The organism is Ensifer sp. GW101-20A05, assembly GCF_059424735.1.
In genome coordinates, this window is record NZ_JBWKZT010000026.1 from 19,786 (window position 1) to 36,921 (window position 17,136).

Genomic DNA, 17,136 nt, shown 5'->3' on the forward strand with positions numbered 1-17,136 from the left:
TCTCCTTCCCAAGGAATGATCCATTTGATCCGTCAGCCATGATGCGCCACCACCTTCTTTCCGGAGATCGGAGGCACCGGCAGGATCGATTGGCCCTCCACCAGTTTGAAGTGATAGTTGCAGCTGTAGAATGGCGCCTGGGCGCCCGGAAATCCGGAGTCCGGACTGTCGTGCCGGAAGAATTTCCCGACAATCTGCTGTTTCGCGCCGAAAACAACGTCGGTTAGCAGGGCTTCGTGACTGTCGGAAAAGATCTGGGTGACGAGAGTCTTGTAGCTGGGTGCCGAGACGATGAAGTGGATGTGGGCCGGACGCATCGGCGCCCGCTTCTGTGCCCGCAGGAGGTCGCCGACCGGGCCACCGGTTGGAACCGGATAGCCTGCCGGTTTCACGGACACGAAATGAAAGTTTCCATCGCTATCCGTCGTGAGCCGGCCGCGAAGGTTGAAGTCGTCCTGCGTCTCGTCCTGGTTCTCGTAGAGCCCGACTGGGGACGCCTGCCAGACATCGAGGGTTGCCCCCTCGACGGGCCGACCGGCGGGATCCGTCACACGACCCGTGAAATAGAGCTTAGGCCCAGGCGTATCGGAGCGCGCGATGCAGTCGCCGTTCACACATTTCGGCGCGCCACCGCGATAGAAAGGCCCGAGAAGCGCCGACAGCGTCTCGCCCTGCGTCCCGTCGATGTTGATCAGATCGATGAGCGTCGATGCGCCGAGCACGTCGGCGGCAAGCACCGTTCGTTGTGGGCCTCGTTGGTCGCCTGTCCGAGCGCCGTGATCCAGCGCAGGGCGTATTCGAACTCTGCCTCTGTCGGACGCGTCTCCAGCAGAAATGCATGCAGATGGCTGACCATCGCATCCATGAGCTGTTTGAGCCGCGGATCGTCTCCGTGCGACATGGCGGCAAGCACCGTCGGCGCGACGTCGGTTTCCTTCGAGATCAGTTTTTACTTCGGGGCTGATATGGCTGTTCATCCTGTTCTCCTTTCCGCATCACTGGCCTGACTAGGAGACCCGAAGTTCGGGCTTCGCCGACCTCAGGTGCGGGTATTTTTCGGTCAGCAGCGACCCGTAGTAGTAGGTCTCGGTGAACGCATCGGTTGCGCGGATGGCTTCGAGCCAACGCTGGGTCGCCGGCGCATCCGCCCACATCGAGGAGAGACCGATATCGTCCATCCGGACGATCACCGGCATGATCGCGATATCCGCCAGCGTCATCTTATCGCCCATGATCCACGGTCCGCCATTGTCGGAAAGCCAGCTCGCCATGCGCTGAACACCGCGTTGCAGGCGGCCGAGCGCTTCGTTCATTTCCTGCTCCGGGAAGCCGGTGCGCCCCATCTTCATCAGGAACTCGCGACGAAGCGGCTTTGCGTCACAGACCGCCTGGAACTCCTCTGCCGTCATCGCCTGGTAGTGCGGCAGGAAGGCGAGGTTGTAGGAAGGCACCCGGATCGCCGGCGTCGGTACTTCGTCGATGAAGCGCATCATCGCCCGCATCTTCGCCGCTTCGAAGGCGTCCCATGGTCGAAACGCACCTGGGAGAATGTCCTCGAGATAATCCATGATGACGGCGGAGTCGGTGACCGCACGGCCCTGGTGAACGAGCGAAGGCACCACCCCGTTCGGATTGATCGCGAGGTATTCGGGTTTCAGCTGATCGCCGGTGAACAGATCGAGCTTGTGCTCCTCGAATGCGAGGCCCTTCGCGTGCAGAACGTATCGCACCCGTTGGCTGCACGTCGATTGAGGAGCGTTGTAGAGAATGAAGTCCTGCATAGTCGCCTCCATCAATCCCAGTTGAGGACGCGGGGCAGCTTGCCCTTGCGGGCCAGCGTCCCGATCACGCCGTTGGGGAAGAACATCAGTCCCAGGACCATGACGAAACCGGTCGCCATGATGTTGATCTCGGACGCGCCGAGCGTCGCCACGAAGATTTCGTTGAAGGCGACGATCAGAATCGCACCCACGACAGGCCCGGCAATCGTGCCCTTGCCGCCGAGGATGCACATCAGCACCAGGTTTGCCGAAACGAGGATAATCAGGAAGATGTTCGGCCGGAGATAGGTGAGGTATTCGCCCCAGACAGCACCCGCCATGCCGACGAAGAATGCCGACAACGCGAAGGCAAGGACCTTGTAGAATCGGGTGTTGATGCCGGCGCTCTCCGCCTTGACCTCGTCCTTGGAGAGCGCGCGCAGGCCGAGCCCGAACTTGGAATGCTTGATGCGATAGGTCGCCCATACGGTGAAGGCAGCCATCAGCACAAAGGCATAGTAATAGGGCAATTTGGCAGTCTCGACCGGCAGGTCGGTAACCGGCAGCGACAAGCCATTGGCGCCGCCGATGAACTCCCAGTGATCGAACAGGATACGGGCGATCATCAGGAGCGCGATGGAGGAGATGATGAAGCTCGGGCCGCGAACCTTCAGCGTGATGAGGCCGATGAGATAACCGCAGACGGCAGCCACCAGCCCGGCGAGCGGTGCCATCAGCAGCGATGAGATCCCGTATCGCGCCAGGAGCACGCCTGAGAAATAGCCGCCGATCGCGAAGAAGACCGCGTGTCCGAGCGAGATGTAGCCGGCGAAGCCGCCGATGATGTTCCAGCCGCTGGCCATGACCGCATAGGAGGCGGTGAACAGCACGAGATGCAGCAGGTAGTTGTAGTTGCCGGTCAGCTGCAGGAGCGGCAGGGCGAGCAGGACACCGAGCACGGCCACGGGAAACCATGTGGCGCGGGTCTGGTCATGCTGGCGCGCAAGCTTCTGATTGTGAATGCGACGGGCCTCGAGCACCGAGCTCGCGTCGGCTTGTTGCAGGTTTGCGGCCATTATGCCAACTCCGGTTTTTCGCCGAACAGCCCCTGGGGACGGATCAGCAGGATGACGAAGAGTGCGAGAAAGAAGGTCATTGTCGACCAGGTGGCGCCCACCCAGGTGCCGACGAAGGCGGCGACGACCGAAAGAAGGAGCGAGGCGACGACGGTGCCGAGCACGCTGCCCATGCCGCCGAGGACGACGACCGACATCAGCATCGCGATCCATTCCCACTGCTTGGCGGGGAAGAAGCTGAAGACGAAGCTCACCAAAGAGCCTGCAGCGCCGGCAAGCCCGATCCCGATCGCGAAGGCCACCATGCTGATCAGGTTGACATTGACGCCGAGAAGCTCGGCAGCCTCACGGTTCTGGGTCGTTGCGCGGATGGCGTAGCCAAGCCGCGAGTAGTTGAGGAACAGCGTCAGCGCACCGATGATCGCCAGCGACACTACCCCGGCATAGAACTGCCCCTTCGGAATGAACAGGCTGCCGATGAAGAAGGCATCCGTCGCGTAATCGGGCGAAGTCACGCGCTGGGTGTTGGTGAAGGCGGCACCGAGGAAACCTTCGACGATCATGGCCAGTGCGAAGGTCAAAAGCACTGTCATTTCCGAGTAGCGCGCGCTTTTTGCCTGGCTTTCGAACATGAGGCGGTAGAGAAGCACGCCGATTGCAGCCATGATCAGTGCCGCGATTGGCAACGTCGCGATCGGGTCGAGACCCCAAAGCTTGAATGCCCAGTAACTAACATAGGCGCCGCAGATGATCAGTGAGGGGTGTGCCAGGTTGACGATGCGCATGACGCCAAAGACCAGCGAAAGACCGGATCCCATCAGCGCGATCACGCCGCCAAGGGCGAGGCCGAGTATCAGTATCTGAAGAATGTCTGTCATCATGTCCTCCGCTACGCGACCTTGCGGCCGCCGAGGTAAAGTTCCTGGATGCGCGGGTCCGCCAGTACCGCTTCGGCCGGCCCTTCGAAGAGGGTGCGGCCGAGGTCGAGGACAACGCCCCAGTCGGAATTCTTGAGGCCCATCATCGCGTTCTGCTCGACGAGCAGCACCGTGACGCCCTCCTTCGACATCATCTTCATGATGTCGAACATCTCCTGGACCACCTTCGGCGCGAGTCCGAGGGAGGGTTCATCCAGCATGACGATGTCCGGCTTGACGATCAGCGTCCGCGCCATGGCAAGCGTCTGCTGCTGGCCACCCGACATGGTTCCGGCATGCTGATCGGCCCGTTCGCGCAAGACCGGGAAGCGCTCGAGGATTTCGTCGATGCGGCGGTCGCGCAGTTTCGTGTCGTCGAGCACGTATCCGCCCATGCGCAGGTTTTCGCGCACCGTCATCTTCGGAAACAGCGCGCGTTCCTGCGGCACAAAACAGATGCCCTTGCGAAGGATCTGGTCCGGGCGCAGCCCGTTCAGACGCTCGCCCTTGAAGACGACATCACCCTTGCGGATCGTCAGCATGCCGCAGATTGCCTTCAACAGCGTGGACTTGCCGGCGCCGTTTGGGCCGATGATGCAGTGGACCTTGCCAGGCTCGACCGTCAGACGGGCGCCATCAAGGATGGCAGGGCCGTCGCCGTAGCCGGCAGTGATGTTGGTGACTTGCAAAAGATCGTTCATCAGGCCGCTTCCTCTTCCAGTATGCCGCCCAGATAGGCTTCGAGCACATGCGGATCGCGACGCGCCACATCGGGCGTGCCGTCGCAGATCACCCGCCCATGCGCCATGACGACGACGCGGTGCGAAAGCCGCATGATCAGGTCCATGTTGTGTTCGACGATGAGGACCGTCAGCCCCTTGGCGTTCAGCGCCTTGATGTGCCCGACGATCTCCTCGAGCAGCGTCGGATTGACGCCGCCGGCCGGCTCGTCCAGCAGGATGATCTTCGGATCGGCCATCAGCAGCGCGGCCAGATCCATCAGCTTCTTCTGGCCGTAGGACAGGTTGTGCCCGTCCTCGTAGGCAATGCGGTTGATCCCGAGGAAATCGAGGATCGACATCGCCTTGTCCCGCTCCTCCGCCGAGATCGCGGGCCGAAACAGCTCCGTGAACCCGCGGCAGCGCGCCTGGACGATCACGTTTTCCAGCACCGTCATGTCGGCGAGATTGCGTGAGATCTGGAACGTCCGGCTAAGACCCTTTGCGGTGATCTTGTGCGGGCGCAGATTGTCGATCCGCTCTCCGTCCAGCCAGACCTCGCCGGAAGTCGGAACAACGGTGCGGCTGATGCAATTGAAGGCCGTGGTCTTGCCGGCGCCGTTCGGACCGATGAGTGCCGTGATCGAGCCTTTCTCGACCGTGAAGCTTGCGCCATCCACGGCGCGAATTCCGCCGTAGTGCTTGCACAGGTTCTTAACCTCGAGCATGCGCGCGATCTCCTTTCAGTAGATATCTCAGTAGTAGATGCCTGCCGATCGGGAGGGCGCGCCGCAGGCGGAACGCCCTCCCCTATCTGGCAAACGGTCAGAAACCGGACTTGGGATAGCGGAAGGGCACGGTACCCTCGAACTGACCGGTCGGGTAAACGAAGGTCAGCTTGCCGTCCTGCCACTGCGTCATGATGTGCGCCTTGTCGACGGGTAGGCCGAGATCGTTCCAGCTGAAATTACCGAGAACCGTCTGAACCGGCTGCTCCTTGGTGCGGGCGTGCAGCCATTCGCCCATCTTGGCGTTATCCGTGGTACCGGCCCCGACGATCGCCTGCTCGATGCCCTGGCAGACGGCGAAGGGAATGGCGCTGTCCTCATCCGGCTCGACGCCGTATTCGGCTTCGAATGCCTTCACGAAATCCGCATTGTCGAACGGCCTTCCGGCGAGCGTACTCTTGAAGGGAACATCCTTGTGCCAGGTGGTGTGGATGACGACACCTTCGGCCGCATCCTTGCCGACACCCTCGATGAATTCCGTCTGCGCGCCCTGGCTGAGATAGACGAGCTTCGCTGATGCACCGACGGTCTTCAAGGCGCGCATGAGCTGAACCGCTTCTTCCGCAGAAGCCGTCAGGCCGACGATCATTTCCGCGCCGGAGCGCTTGATCGAATTTGCAAGGTTCAGCCAGTCATTGAACCCTTCTTCGGGCCACTTTTCCTCCATCACCACTTCGATACCAGCTTCCTTGAAGTAACCGGGAGCGAGGTCGGCGATTTCCTTGTCGTTGGCCGGATCGATCACCTTCTGGCCGAGGAGGCCGGTGGCGATCGCGTTTGCGAAGAAGTCGTCCGCGTGGACGACCGCGACAGTCTTCGGCGCATCCGCCGGGTCCTTGATCTCCTTCAGGAGGCCGATCACGTCCTTGCCTGTGTATTCGGCGGCATTGACCTGGAAGTAGAAGAGGTTCTTGTAGCCCTGGGCATAGATCCGGAGTGCCCCGCCCGAGGGAACCGGGTGAACCATGTTGTACTTGGACAGAACGTTGCCGACCGGAAAGGTCAGGCGGCTCGAAAAGGTGCCGTAGACGGCATCGACCTTGTCGACATTGATGAAGCGTTCGTACTGGTTGATGGCCGTTGCCGGATCAGAGCGATTGTCGCTGACAATCAATTCCACCTGCTTGCCGAGAATACCGCCCGCTTCGTTGATGAGCTTGTTGCAGAGCTCATAGCCCCGCTTGTGCTTCTCGCCGCTGACCGAAAGGCCACCGGTAATCGGCAGTGACGCTCCGATCCGTATTGTTTCCGCAGCGCTGGCAACGGTGCTTGCTGCAAGCACACTGATGGTTGCTGCCGCGATCAGCCGATTGATTCCCATTTCTTCTCCTCCCAGAGGTTTGCGTGCAATCGTTTGCATTCGAGTAAAAGACAAATCGCCCAGCTCCGCCGGACGCCACGCACGCCGTGTGTTCGATCGACGGCAGGGCAGCTCCTCCACTCCTTGCCGAAAACTAAGTGTGCAAACGATTGCACGTCCGCGATTATGCGTACCGCTTGCGCTTTGTCAAGCGCCCATGCGAACGATTGCAAAACTCCTGGCAAGATTTTAAATGGAGGAGCGAGGTGATACATGCAAAAGAAACGAACCACCCTGAAGGACATTGCGCGCGCGACCGGCGTTCACGTGTCGACCGTGTCGCGCGCGCTTGATCCCGCTGAGCGAAAGAGCATCACGCCGGAAGTCGTGGCAAAGATCCAGGCGGCGGCGGAACGGTTGGACTATCGCCCCAATCGCATTGCCTTCGGGCTCCGCACCAACAGGACGATGACGGTCGGCGTGGTCATCCCCGACATCACCAACCCCATCTTCCCACCGATCCTGCGCGGAATCGAAAGCGTTCTGGAACCGCTCGGATACGCGTCGATCATCGTCAACACCGATAGCGAACGCGAGCGGGAAGTTCGTCTTCTCGAAGTGCTCAGGGACCGTGGCGTCGACGGCCTCATTCACGCGGCGGTGCTCAGAAGCGATCCCTCAATTGCCAGAGCCGCCCAGGATGGTCTCTCGGTGGTGACGCTAAACAGACGCGTGGAACGTTCGAACATCCCCTACGTCATCAATGACGAGGACATGGGCATCTGCGAGATGCTGCGCCACCTGGCGAAGCTCGGCCACCGGCGGATCGCGCATCTTGCCGGACCGCAGGATCTCTCGACCGGCCAGCTGCGCCTCGCGGCGTTTCGCAGCGCCGCCGTGAGAATGTCGATCGACTTCGATCCGGAACTCATCGTTACCGCCATACGCTTCGACGAAGACGAAGGCGCCCGCTGCACGCGCGACCTGCTTGCCTCCGGGCACGATTTCACGGCCGTGCTCTGCGCAAACGACCGCCTGGCGCTCGGCTGCATCGACGTTCTGCGAGAGAATGGCCTCGATTGCCCGTCGGACATTTCCGTCAGTGGTTTCAACGACATGCCATTCCTCCATCTGGCGCGTCCACGGCTGACAACTGTCAGGATCCAGCAATACGATGCCGGCATCACCGCCGCGTCGATCTTGCTGCGCCTGATGAATTCCGGCGCAGACGGCGATATCCCCTTGAAGACCGTGTTGCCGGTGGAACTCATGGAGCGCGACAGCACAGGGCCGGTAGCTGCGCGAAGTCGCTGACAATCGTTCCCTGCCGAACGGTCGCGCGCTGGTTGTCAACAGTGTCGGATTTCATTGGAGAGCCCCTCTCCTCTCCAGGCTCAAGCCTTATGGCGTATCCGCGGTCCTTGGTTGGAAAGACAGTTCTCCTTATCGGCGGAAACGGTGCGATCGGCGCCGCGACAGGGCGCCTGTTTGCGGAGGCAGGCGCAACGGTTCTCATCACCCATACGCCGAGCGAACAGAGCGTCTTGAGCGCGGATGCGGCGCATTTTTCCTTTGCAAACGCGGAACGTCACGCGCGCTACGCCGCCGACATCACGGATTCCAGCGCCCTTAGCGGCCTCGCCAGCACCATCGAACAGAAATTCGGCCGGCTCGATATCCTCGTCAATGCGGCCGGTTTCACCAAGCCAATCGCCCACCGGGATCTCGATGCACTGACCGACGAACTGATCGACGACATTTTCAAGGTAAATTGGCGAAGCCAGTTCGCAGCCATCCGGGCCTTCGCCCCTCTGTTGAAAAAGTCCGGCGATGGGCTCGTCGTCTCCATCTCGTCGATCGCAGCCTTCACCGGCATAGGGTCGAATATCGCCTATTGCGCAGCCAAGGCTGGTATCGACGTCATGACCAAGCCCCTCGCCCGCGTGCTGGCGCCGGAGGTCAGGGTGCTTGCCGTTTCTCCCGGCGTCGTCGACACGCAATTCGTTTCTGGGCGGGGTTCGGGCTTCAATGAGAAGGTCGCGGCCTCGACCCCGCTCGCCCGCATCGGCGAGGTCGACGATATTGCTGCGGCCATCCTGGCCTGTGCGACGTTGCTCGGTTTTTCCACCGGTCATATCATCCAGGTGGATGGCGGTCGCGCGCTCTGACGCAGCAGCAATATCCGCGCGATGGAGCGACGGGGCCCGAAAGCCCGGCTCCGTCACCGTGTTCAATGTCTGGTTCAGGGAGAGCTCAGTCCCTCGGCGGCCAGATCGGAATGGTGCCTCTGCCCGAGGGGAACCGCACATTCTTGGAGCGCGTAAACTCCCGCAGAGTTTCCGCGGCGTTTTCCCTTCCAAAGCCGCTTCCCTTCTGACCGCCGAAGGGGGAGCCGAGGAAGGCGCGGCCATGTAGTTGTTGACGAAGATCATGCCGGCTTCGAGCCTGGCCGCACTCTTGCCGGCGTGGGCTTCGTCGGTCGTGCAGATTGCCGCCGTCAGGCCGTACTCGCTGTCATTGGCGATGCGGATTGCTTCTTCCTCGGTAGAAAACCGCATGATGCTGGCGATCGGGCCGAACATCTCTTCGCGCGCAGGTCTGGCGTCACATCGGCAAGGACCGTGGGGGCGACCCAGTAGCCGCCTTTCAGGCGTTCCTCGGTCGGAAGTTTACCCTGGGTGACTAGGCGGGCTCCTTCCTTCAGCGCGATATCGAGATAGGCCAGCACCTTGTCGCGGTGCTTCGCATCGACCATGGCCCCAATATCTGTCGCGGGGTCAAGGCCGTCACCGACGACCAGCTTCTCGGTCGCACGTGCAAAACGCTCGAGGAACTCGTCATGCAGCGCATCGTGCACGAGTATGCGTGACGTCGACGTGCATGCCTCGCCCTGGTAGAGCGCGACATCGATCGTGCGGATGCCGATCGTTTCGGCTCCCTCGAGGATCGAGCGCGGCAGTCGCTCGCCCGGGCTCATGTCCCATTCGCGCTGCCAGTTCGATCGAATGAAAGGCGTCACTGCGTCGTCGACGAACGCGCGGCAACTGTCGCGCATCAATCGCTGCTCCTGGGACAGGTGAGCCGTCATCGGCGTGAATCATTTCTCGCTCCCTTGGTTCTTCTGGCGGGTTCCTCTTCCTGCCCTCAGATTCGTAGCGTGCTGCCTCGGTGCCAGTGAGGTTCTCACCGTGCTCTTTTGGTGAACTATCGTCCAATTCGACGTGGATTTTCTGCGCGGCATCGGAAGCATTTGAGCGATGGGCTCCGTCTCAATCGCTCCACTCCCTCAGATTGCCCCGACGCCCGCGGATAACGACGGCGTGCAGATGGGGCCGGGCTACCAAAGGAGGCGCGCGAAGAACTCATGAAAGTCGCGCTTTTCGCCGCAGAACGGCGCATCCCCATCGAGATCCATGCCTATACCGATGACGCCGCAAACGCGATCCTCGACGTCTTCGAAGCGGTGCACAAGACGCATCCGTTCAACGACTTGCGCTGGTCGATCGCCCAACACCGGATCGGAACGGACGCTCGACCGGATGCAGAGGATGGGTCTCGCCTATACCGTGCAGATGGGCCCTATTTCGAGGCCCCTGCCATCAGGGAAGCGAACGGTGCCGCGGTGGCCGCGGTCTCGCCACCGACGCGGCTCGCAATCGACAAGGGAATCATGGTTGCCGGCGGCACGGTCTGGTACGACGAGAGTGTTGGACATATGCCAACCAGCCTGATCCATGATGAGGACGGCATACGCATCGTCGGCGACATGACGGGCAATTTCGGCCAAATGCTGTGTCATGGCGTAGGTGTCGCACCATGGCATGACCAGCGCTGCCGCTTTCCCAAGCTTCGGGCAGATGGCGCCGAAGATGTAGGCTGATCGGGTTCGCTGGTCGTGCGGTGCTGCGGATCGCGTTCCACGCTTCGATCGTTGGGCAACAGATCGTTTAACTTGTAGGCGACTTCGGTCCTGTTTGTCGCCTTGACCTTCTTCATAATGTTGCGGATATGAACCTTGACGGTGCTTTCGCGCAGGTTGAGTTCATAGGCAATGATCTTATTGGCCTTGCCGCGCCGCAGCGCCTCGACCACTTCGGCTTGGCGGGAAGTGAACATACCCGCCAGCGGGTGTGGGACCGTGTTGCTCGACTCGAACAGCTGGTGCATTGCGAACAGACAGCTGGCGGGAACGAAGACCCCGCCAACGAGAGCAAGATAGATCGCTTCGATGCAGACATCTATCGTGACCGAGGAAGGGATATAGCCCTTCGCGCCGCATTCGAGGGCTTTCATGATCTGCGCGAGTTCGTCCGTATCGGCCAGCACGATGACCGGCGTCGACGCGAATTCGGACGAGAGCCGGCGGATCTCCTCGGCCACATCCCGCTCGGCAATATTTCTGCCCCCGATATTCAAGAGAATCGCCGACAATGGCGGGTATTGCCCGCGATTCTGCCTCCATTCCTCAATTGATCCAAAGGCCAACACGAGCAGGTCCGTCTTGTGAGCAACAATGCTCTGCGCGAGGCATTGTCGATCGAGCGCACGGGTGTCGATTATCACAAGCAGGCGCTCCCGTTGAGGTTCCGCACGCACGCTGACAGCGCCGATAAGCTCATTGAATGGGGGATAGTCAATATCATTTTCTTTCATACGCCTTGCTCCCGGGATCTTGGAGATAGTGGTTATACTGCCCTCCGCCTTAAATATTATCGTCGCCGCGCAACAGTACTGCCAATCGCCCTCGGCTTGTACTAACGGATTAAAGGAATACTCGGCGAATACGCCAAGCCAAACTACCGCAGAAATTCTCGGCGGTACTCTACTGCCTAAAGAATAGCGTACTACAAAGGCTGGCGACAGAACACATACAAATTGGGGCGCTGCGAGTGAAAAAAGAAGTAGATTACACGATACTGCGGTGAAATTAGTATTATATATGCTACTTGCGTAGTAGAGGTCGGAACAAGAATTGTTTCCCTCAAACACGCGGCCTTTATCAACCAAAAATAGCAATAACCTTGATAGCCAACGACTTCCATGCGATTCTTCGGGCATGATCCGAAGGAGATGAGAATGTCGGAAACGATGCTTGCAGCGCTTACCAACATTCGGACGGCGGAAGATATGATCGTGGCCTTTCGCGATGAGGCGCAGTGTCGGCGATTGCTGGAAAGCATGGTGTGGCCGGCCGGAAGAGTTTGCCCTGCCTGTGGCTACAAGCGCTCGATCGCGATCGCCGGGCGCGATATGGGCAAGCGGCGTGCGCATCCGGGTCTCTATCAATGTTCCAGCGGCGGATGTCGGTTCCAGTTTACGGTGACGACACACACACCGCTGCATTCCACAAAGCTTCCTCTGCGTGTCTGGCTGAAGGGCATGTGGCTGATGCTGCGAGGCCGAAAAAGGTCTACCGAATACCCAGAAGACGCCTGTCATGGTGATCGTGCAGCGACCAGATGACGTCACAACCGGCGCCAATGTGCGCGAGTGGCTCTATGTCGACGACTCCGTCGAATAGGCCGTTCGGACCCGGATCGAGTTCGTACAAGGCCCTCGTGCCGGCGTCATCGGAGAAGTAGAGGTGTTTGTTGATCGGGTTGTAGGCGACACCGGTCGGGTCATCGGAAAAGGCGAAGGCGGTAAGCGGGCTCAGCAGCGCCCCATGATCAGCAGTGGGTTGGCGATGTAGGTAACGCCTGAAGAGTCGGTGCTGCGCGTCGACTAGGTCGAGGTTTCGGTGGTCCTCACCAAGGTCGTGGATGTCGGCAACTGACGAGGCGAGTCGCTCGTGACGTCTAAACTGAAGGATTCCACATCGCTGAATCTAGTCACTTGAAATCTCTCTTGGCAGGCCCGATCGCCACATCGCTAATGTGTCCGAGGGGACTGTTGTCATGCTGGTCGGGCCCGTCAAAGCGGCCAAGCATTTAAAGCGCCGCAGGCCAGCCGAGTGGGGACCCAGGCATGATAGGAAATGAGGCAAAGCGGCCCCATTTCAAATCAGGACTAGTCCTGAAGGGTGACAGGCATGGTGGGCCTCCTACCCGCCTTGCCGCCCCGCCGCTATGTTGGGCGGCGCTGGAGCCAAGCTGGGGCAAGGCTCATGAGGACTTGCAATGCCGACCTGCCATCGTGACCAAGGAACAACGCTGGTGCGCACCAGCACAACAGCGCGCTGGCAGGGGCCGTGGTAAGCACGATCATTCCCAGCAGGGAGAGCGGCGGCGTGTGAAGTTCTCGCAATAAATTCGCAAACATCCAGGCGCCGCCTCCTACCGTGACCGCTAGCGCCACGCCGGGTAGGTGCGCGACGGCAAAGTCCGACCACTTAAGTCCCGTAAGGCGGAGGCTGAGCTGCGCCATGAGAAGGAAGTTGCTCGCCACCGCTATGACGGCCCCAAGCGCCACTCCTGTCACACCCCAATGTTGCCCGATGAATGAGCCGGCCCCGACTGCGAAGGCGAAAACGGCTTGCCGCCACGCGCGGGCGTATACGGCCCCGGTTGCCCGGGTAATCGAATCACTGAGCTTGTAACTGGTGCGGAATAGCATTCCCGCCGCCAGGATCTGAAGCGGGAGTACCGCGTTCTCCCATCCCGGGCCGAGCAGCACCTGTACCAGTTCCGGCAGGACAGCCATTACCACCACGCTGGCGGGAAGCACAAGCAATGCACAGGACGCGACTGCGCCGCGAAATGCGCGTGCCAATCGCGCCGGCTCCTGCTGGATCAGCGCCATCGTCGGAAACAAGACCATATCGAGGGTCTGGCCAACAATGACTGCGGGTGCTGTCATCAGCTGCGATGCGAGCGCATACAGCCCCAGCGACTCAGCTCCTAGCCAACGCCCTACGACCGCTTTGTCGGCCTGACCGGCCAGGTAATTGAATATGCGAGCGATGGTAAAGCCACCTCCAAAATAGAGCAGGTGTCCGATCGCGCGTCGTTCCAGCAGAAGCCGTTTCGGGTGCGGCTGTCCGATGAGCAGCGCAAGCATGCGCACGAAATGCTGGCACACCAGGGCGCCAATAAGGGCCCAGATCCCAAGCCCCCGCCAGGCTAATAGGGGACCGACGAGAACGAACCCGATCGCAAAGGCGCCCGCCTCGATACCCGCGAGCCACCGAAACCGCAACGCGCGCTGGGCCGAGGCCTGCGCCACCATCGATATTCCACGACACAGGAATACGGCGCAGGCCGCGCGCACCACGGGAGCAAGTTCGGTTAAGCGGAACAGGTCCGCGATAGTTGGCGCTGCCCACCAGACGAGCCCAGCCATGGAAAGGCTGAAAATGAGCGACAGGGTGAACCCAACACGTAGATGGGATTCTTCCACAACAGGTCGCTGCACAATCGCCTGAGCGACGCCCAGACCTTCGAATATTGCGGAAAAATTAATGACGACCAGCGCTGCGGCATAGAGCCCAAACTCACTCGGAGCAAGCAATCTGGCCAAAACGATGAGGGCGACGAGTTCCGCAACGGCTAGCCCGCCCATAGAAAGGCCAGTCCACATCAGGCCAATCGCGCTGCGCGCTGCCAAGCCTCGCCGGTCACTCGTCAAGACGCGTTTCCTTCTTGGGAACAGGGGGGGGCAAGTGATCTGCCGTGATCGTTTCTGGCCAGGTAAGCCGGGCAATGTAAGCCGCAACAGGTCCACCGGGTTGCCCCCAATTGCTCGCCCAAATGATCTGCGAGCCATCAGGTGAAGGCGATGCATGCGCCTCGCTCAGATAGTCGTGTTTCACACTTCGATGATGGACGATACGCCGGATTTCGCCCCTTCCGTCAATTTTTAATGCGACGATTTCCCCATACAAGGGCGTCGTTCCGCTTCGCCCTGCCCGCTCGTGTGAGCCGCTGTATGTCAGGAATACCCAGCCCGGCCGGTTGATGCTGCGGGCTGATGCGTGCTGCGCAAAGCCGGGCGGTGTCAGGACCGTCACCTTACCGTCTGAGAGGCGCCTCTTGATGACTTGATATTTGTCCGGCTCGCTCTTGCTTATTCCGACATAGACATCGCTGCCGTCGCTGTCGATCGTCATGTCGCCGTGGCCAGGTCGATGATGCTCAGGCCAGTGCTGGATCGGATGGCCGTCAAAACTGAAGATGTCGGCGATGTCACTGCCGTCAGGCATGTCTTCATGGCAGAAGATGTACTGGCCCGAAGGCGAAATGGTGCAGTAGTTGTTGGTGCCCTCATGATCAAGCTGGATATCGGGGTATTTTGTCGCCGATCGTATGTCGTATGCAAAGGCGACCCGTTCGCCAGACGGTTTGACAGCCCGGATCACCAGTCGATCACCATTGCGCGAAAGGTTGTTCTTCCCGGGGCCGAATTCCAGTTTTCGGTACTCTGTGGGAGCATAGATCGTCATCCGCTCATCGCTGCGCACTATCCACCGAAATATCTCAGTATTGCTGACGCAGATCATTTGCTCAGGATCTGTCGGGTGCCATTCGCACACACCGGACGGGCGGCGCTGGAACAGCGGCCGATAGTTCTGCCCGTCCAGAAAGCACAGCCCCGGACAGCCTTTTTGGACAACCAGCAGACTCTGATCGGCATTCCATGCCTGCGCGCTGGAATAGCGATGCCTGCAAAAGGCCGGATCACACGCGATGCCCGTCATGAGCTCCTTGCCCGGATCCGTCACTCGAACGAAAGGAGTACCAAATACTGGATCGGTGCTCCGCTCGAGATAGCCAGGGGCAGCCATCTCTGGCACCGCGACCACCCGTGTGTCCGCCAGATTGTCGAAGGCAAGCACCTTGCCGCTGACCGACAGCGCCAAGATCGAGCCCGTCAACAAAATCAATCCCAGCAATCTGGGCTTGCCTGGGTTCATTGTGGCCTCCGGCGGTCTTTAGGGGTTGCTGCAACACTCCCATTAAAATGCTGGCGCAGCGTTGTGGATGTAAATACCCCCTTAGTGGGTAAGCAGCGTTGCGGCCTAGCCCTTTTTGGGCGTCGTCAGTATCCAATTTGCACATTCCAGACCGAGGCGAATGTGAGAAGATCGGGCCGTCGGCTCGTGCGCCCGGAGGCCAAAGGGCGGGCACTTGCTGCTTTGGGTTTGGTCTAATCAGGTCGTGTCAATGATTAATGATAGACTGCTCGCATTTGGACTGTTGTTGTCGACTGCGACGCAGCTCCGTCTGCCCGGCACGCCTTGGGGAGCCGGCGAAGCGCTGCTCACGATATGGATTATTGGAGCGCTGGCTGACCTCGCCTATCGGGGCGCTCCGGCGCTTACAAGGCCCCTTTCCCATATGCTGCTATTCTGGGCGGTGTTCACCTTCGCCCAGAGCATAGGTTTGCTTTTGGGATTGGCCACAGACAATATCTATCCATCGGGCGTCCTGCACACCGGACAAGCTTACGCCTTCGTGGCTATTTTGTCGCTTCTCTTAGTCATTCTCCCTGCTTGGCGGCTTCACCGCGTGGCGTGGACATTCTCGGTCGGCGGCGCCGTCGCGGTCATTCTGTTAATCGCCGGCGGCTATGGCATGGTTCCCATGCCAGGCCTTGGCTTTTGGGAGTGGAACCGGTTCATTGGCTGGTCAATGAATCCAAACCAATTTGGTCTTCTATGCACTGTCCTTGTGCTGCTGTCGCTTCAAAGGGCAGAAGCGGCGGCTCGCCCGCACACCAAAATTTTCGCGCTTAGCTGCATGGTCCCTCCTTTCATTGCCGGAATTCTGACCCGAAGTGACTCGTTTACCGTGGCCATTGGCTTTGCGGTACCGCTTTTCGTGGGGAGCAAGTTTCTAATCAGGTTCATGCGCGCCGAGCGTCACCCGTCTCTGGTCATGACCGTCGCCTGTCTGATAATCCTGTCACTTCCATTGCTGCTTGCGTCCGTAACCCCGTTCACTCCGAAGATCGCGGAGAATGCGCGCCAAGCGATCGTCGAGACCATGTCAGAAAATGATCAAGCTGAAGATCGATTTCGACTCTGGAGTGAAGCGGTGGATATTGGCCTGAAATCAGGAATGTTGGGCCTCGGACCAGGCCCGCATCTTCTCGGAAAGCGGACGAAACTACCGCCCCCTGAAAAAGCAGAAGCGCATAACACTGCCCTCGACTTGATCACTCAGGGCGGCATCCTAGCTATGCTGATCTTTTTCTGGATCATTACGGTGGCACTCATCGCTGCCTACCGGGCTGGGCTCACAGCGGTGGCAAGTCTGATTTTCTCGCTGTTCGTATATTCCAACTTTCACCTGGTTGTTCGTCACCCGATTTTCTGGTTCTCGGTCGTGCTCGGTCTCGCGGCCATGCACTCAGTTGCACCGCGAAAGTTGACGAGTGCGCGACCGCTCGATATCAGCCCCAGCGCCCCTCGCACCCGAGCCTAAATCAACTGACGAATATTCGCTCGCAGCGCTGCCAACGACGATCTACGGTCCCCGCCATCCACCAAATTGCACTCGTGGTGCCACTACAGCGCCGTGCATCTACAGCGACCTTTTGCGCGTTTGATAAGACGCGCGGCGCTGTAGGCGGTGTACGGGATCGTGTCGAGTGCGTCTTGCCTGCTCCGCCAATACTTCATGCTTACATTCGGGCT

Annotated in this window: 14 protein-coding genes and 4 pseudogenes; 5 read left to right on the forward strand and 13 right to left on the reverse strand. The window is 59.9% G+C overall.

The annotated features are described in order from the left end of the window. Positions 1–32 precede the first annotated feature (32 nt). The 8 genes from AC070A_RS32885 to AC070A_RS32920 form a co-directional block, all read right to left on the reverse strand. Positions 33–737, reverse strand: coding sequence for a dioxygenase family protein (locus tag AC070A_RS32885; RefSeq protein WP_210334677.1), 705 nt, complete (start codon positions 735–737; stop codon positions 33–35). Continuing rightward, complete coding sequence (locus tag AC070A_RS32890; RefSeq protein WP_200964178.1) at positions 692–901, reverse strand: dioxygenase; 210 nt, start codon at positions 899–901, stop codon at positions 692–694. Before AC070A_RS32890 ends, AC070A_RS32885 begins: the two co-directional genes overlap by 46 nt. Before the next feature lie 106 nt (positions 902–1,007). Then, a complete protein-coding gene (locus AC070A_RS32895; protein ID WP_492383966.1) occupies positions 1,008–1,781 on the reverse strand; it encodes a glutathione S-transferase family protein in 774 nt (257 codons plus the stop codon). An 11-nt stretch (positions 1,782–1,792) separates the two neighbouring features. After that, complete coding sequence (locus tag AC070A_RS32900; protein ID WP_218374318.1) at positions 1,793–2,836, reverse strand: branched-chain amino acid ABC transporter permease; 1,044 nt, start codon at positions 2,834–2,836, stop codon at positions 1,793–1,795. Continuing rightward, positions 2,836–3,714, reverse strand: a complete 879-nt coding sequence (locus tag AC070A_RS32905) for a branched-chain amino acid ABC transporter permease (RefSeq protein ID WP_057251151.1) — start codon at positions 3,712–3,714, stop codon at positions 2,836–2,838. Before AC070A_RS32905 ends, AC070A_RS32900 begins: the two co-directional genes overlap by 1 nt. Before the next feature lie 11 nt (positions 3,715–3,725). Further along, positions 3,726–4,454, reverse strand: coding sequence for an ABC transporter ATP-binding protein (locus AC070A_RS32910; RefSeq protein WP_112994741.1), 729 nt, complete (start codon positions 4,452–4,454; stop codon positions 3,726–3,728). Further along, complete coding sequence (locus tag AC070A_RS32915; protein WP_492383965.1) at positions 4,454–5,200, reverse strand: ABC transporter ATP-binding protein; 747 nt, start codon at positions 5,198–5,200, stop codon at positions 4,454–4,456. Before AC070A_RS32915 ends, AC070A_RS32910 begins: the two co-directional genes overlap by 1 nt. A gap of 97 nt (positions 5,201–5,297) precedes the next feature. Further along, positions 5,298–6,581 (reverse strand): amino acid ABC transporter substrate-binding protein, encoded by a 1,284-nt coding sequence (locus AC070A_RS32920; RefSeq protein ID WP_492383964.1) that lies wholly within the window; start codon positions 6,579–6,581, stop codon positions 5,298–5,300. 252 nt (positions 6,582–6,833) lie between these two features. On the opposite strand from AC070A_RS32920, the gene AC070A_RS32925 reads away from it, so the two are divergent. Together AC070A_RS32925 and AC070A_RS32930 are read left to right on the forward strand one after the other, a co-directional pair. Beyond that, a complete protein-coding gene (locus tag AC070A_RS32925) occupies positions 6,834–7,874 on the forward strand; it encodes a LacI family DNA-binding transcriptional regulator (RefSeq protein WP_492383963.1) in 1,041 nt (346 codons plus the stop codon). 107 nt (positions 7,875–7,981) lie between these two features. Next, positions 7,982–8,728 (forward strand): SDR family NAD(P)-dependent oxidoreductase, encoded by a 747-nt coding sequence (locus tag AC070A_RS32930; protein WP_255571610.1) that lies wholly within the window; start codon positions 7,982–7,984, stop codon positions 8,726–8,728. Positions 8,729–9,016: 288 nt separating this feature from the next. Here the strand turns inward: AC070A_RS32930 and AC070A_RS32935 are convergent. Then, a pseudogene (locus AC070A_RS32935) lies at positions 9,017–9,648 on the reverse strand (aldehyde dehydrogenase family protein); the annotation flags it as partial. Positions 9,649–9,906: 258 nt separating this feature from the next. On the opposite strand from AC070A_RS32935, the pseudogene AC070A_RS32940 reads away from it, so the two are divergent. Next, positions 9,907–10,236 (forward strand): annotated as a pseudogene (locus AC070A_RS32940) (hypothetical protein); the annotation flags it as partial. On the opposite strand, the pseudogene AC070A_RS32945 reads toward AC070A_RS32940, so the two are convergent. Then, positions 10,120–10,437 (reverse strand): annotated as a pseudogene (locus tag AC070A_RS32945) (hypothetical protein); the annotation flags it as partial. The pseudogenes AC070A_RS32940 and AC070A_RS32945 sit on opposite strands and share 117 nt — an antisense overlap. Then, positions 10,356–11,213, reverse strand: coding sequence for a response regulator transcription factor (locus AC070A_RS32950; protein ID WP_082615845.1), 858 nt, complete (start codon positions 11,211–11,213; stop codon positions 10,356–10,358). The pseudogene AC070A_RS32945 and the gene AC070A_RS32950, both read right to left, overlap by 82 nt. Before the next feature lie 423 nt (positions 11,214–11,636). On the opposite strand from AC070A_RS32950, the pseudogene AC070A_RS32955 reads away from it, so the two are divergent. Further along, positions 11,637–12,036 (forward strand): annotated as a pseudogene (locus AC070A_RS32955) (transposase family protein); the annotation flags it as partial. A gap of 590 nt (positions 12,037–12,626) precedes the next feature. Here AC070A_RS32955 and AC070A_RS32960 read toward each other — a convergent pair. Both AC070A_RS32960 and AC070A_RS32965 read right to left on the reverse strand, forming a co-directional pair. Then, complete coding sequence (locus tag AC070A_RS32960) at positions 12,627–14,126, reverse strand: lipopolysaccharide biosynthesis protein (protein ID WP_246806133.1); 1,500 nt, start codon at positions 14,124–14,126, stop codon at positions 12,627–12,629. After that, the gene (locus AC070A_RS32965) at positions 14,116–15,411 is read right to left on the reverse strand and encodes a hypothetical protein (RefSeq protein WP_492383961.1); all 1,296 of its coding nucleotides are present in this window, start codon (positions 15,409–15,411) and stop codon (positions 14,116–14,118) included. The genes AC070A_RS32960 and AC070A_RS32965 overlap by 11 nt, the downstream gene beginning before the upstream one ends. Before the next feature lie 250 nt (positions 15,412–15,661). On the opposite strand from AC070A_RS32965, the gene AC070A_RS32970 reads away from it, so the two are divergent. Then, positions 15,662–16,924: an O-antigen ligase family protein gene (locus AC070A_RS32970; RefSeq protein ID WP_113480111.1), complete on the forward strand. Its 1,263-nt coding sequence runs from the start codon at positions 15,662–15,664 to the stop codon at positions 16,922–16,924. Positions 16,925–17,136: the final 212 nt, after the last annotated feature.

What these genes read in the sequence shown, in the direction of transcription:
- AC070A_RS32890 (WP_200964178.1), bottom strand. Translation starts at nt 901, where the DNA reads ATGTCGCACGGAGACGATCCGCGGCTCAAACAGCTCATGGATGCGATG.
- AC070A_RS32895 (WP_492383966.1), bottom strand. Translation starts at nt 1,781, where the DNA reads ATGCAGGACTTCATTCTCTACAACGCTCCTCAATCGACGTGCAGCCAA.
- AC070A_RS32900 (WP_218374318.1), bottom strand. Translation starts at nt 2,836, where the DNA reads ATGGCCGCAAACCTGCAACAAGCCGACGCGAGCTCGGTGCTCGAGGCC.
- AC070A_RS32905 (WP_057251151.1), bottom strand. Translation starts at nt 3,714, where the DNA reads ATGACAGACATTCTTCAGATACTGATACTCGGCCTCGCCCTTGGCGGC.
- AC070A_RS32910 (WP_112994741.1), bottom strand. Translation starts at nt 4,454, where the DNA reads ATGAACGATCTTTTGCAAGTCACCAACATCACTGCCGGCTACGGCGAC.
- AC070A_RS32915 (WP_492383965.1), bottom strand. Translation starts at nt 5,200, where the DNA reads ATGCTCGAGGTTAAGAACCTGTGCAAGCACTACGGCGGAATTCGCGCC.
- AC070A_RS32920 (WP_492383964.1), bottom strand. Translation starts at nt 6,581, where the DNA reads ATGGGAATCAATCGGCTGATCGCGGCAGCAACCATCAGTGTGCTTGCA.
- AC070A_RS32925 (WP_492383963.1), top strand. Translation starts at nt 6,834, where the DNA reads ATGCAAAAGAAACGAACCACCCTGAAGGACATTGCGCGCGCGACCGGC.
- AC070A_RS32950 (WP_082615845.1), bottom strand. Translation starts at nt 11,213, where the DNA reads ATGAAAGAAAATGATATTGACTATCCCCCATTCAATGAGCTTATCGGC.
- AC070A_RS32965 (WP_492383961.1), bottom strand. Translation starts at nt 15,411, where the DNA reads ATGAACCCAGGCAAGCCCAGATTGCTGGGATTGATTTTGTTGACGGGC.
- AC070A_RS32970 (WP_113480111.1), top strand. Translation starts at nt 15,662, where the DNA reads ATGATTAATGATAGACTGCTCGCATTTGGACTGTTGTTGTCGACTGCG.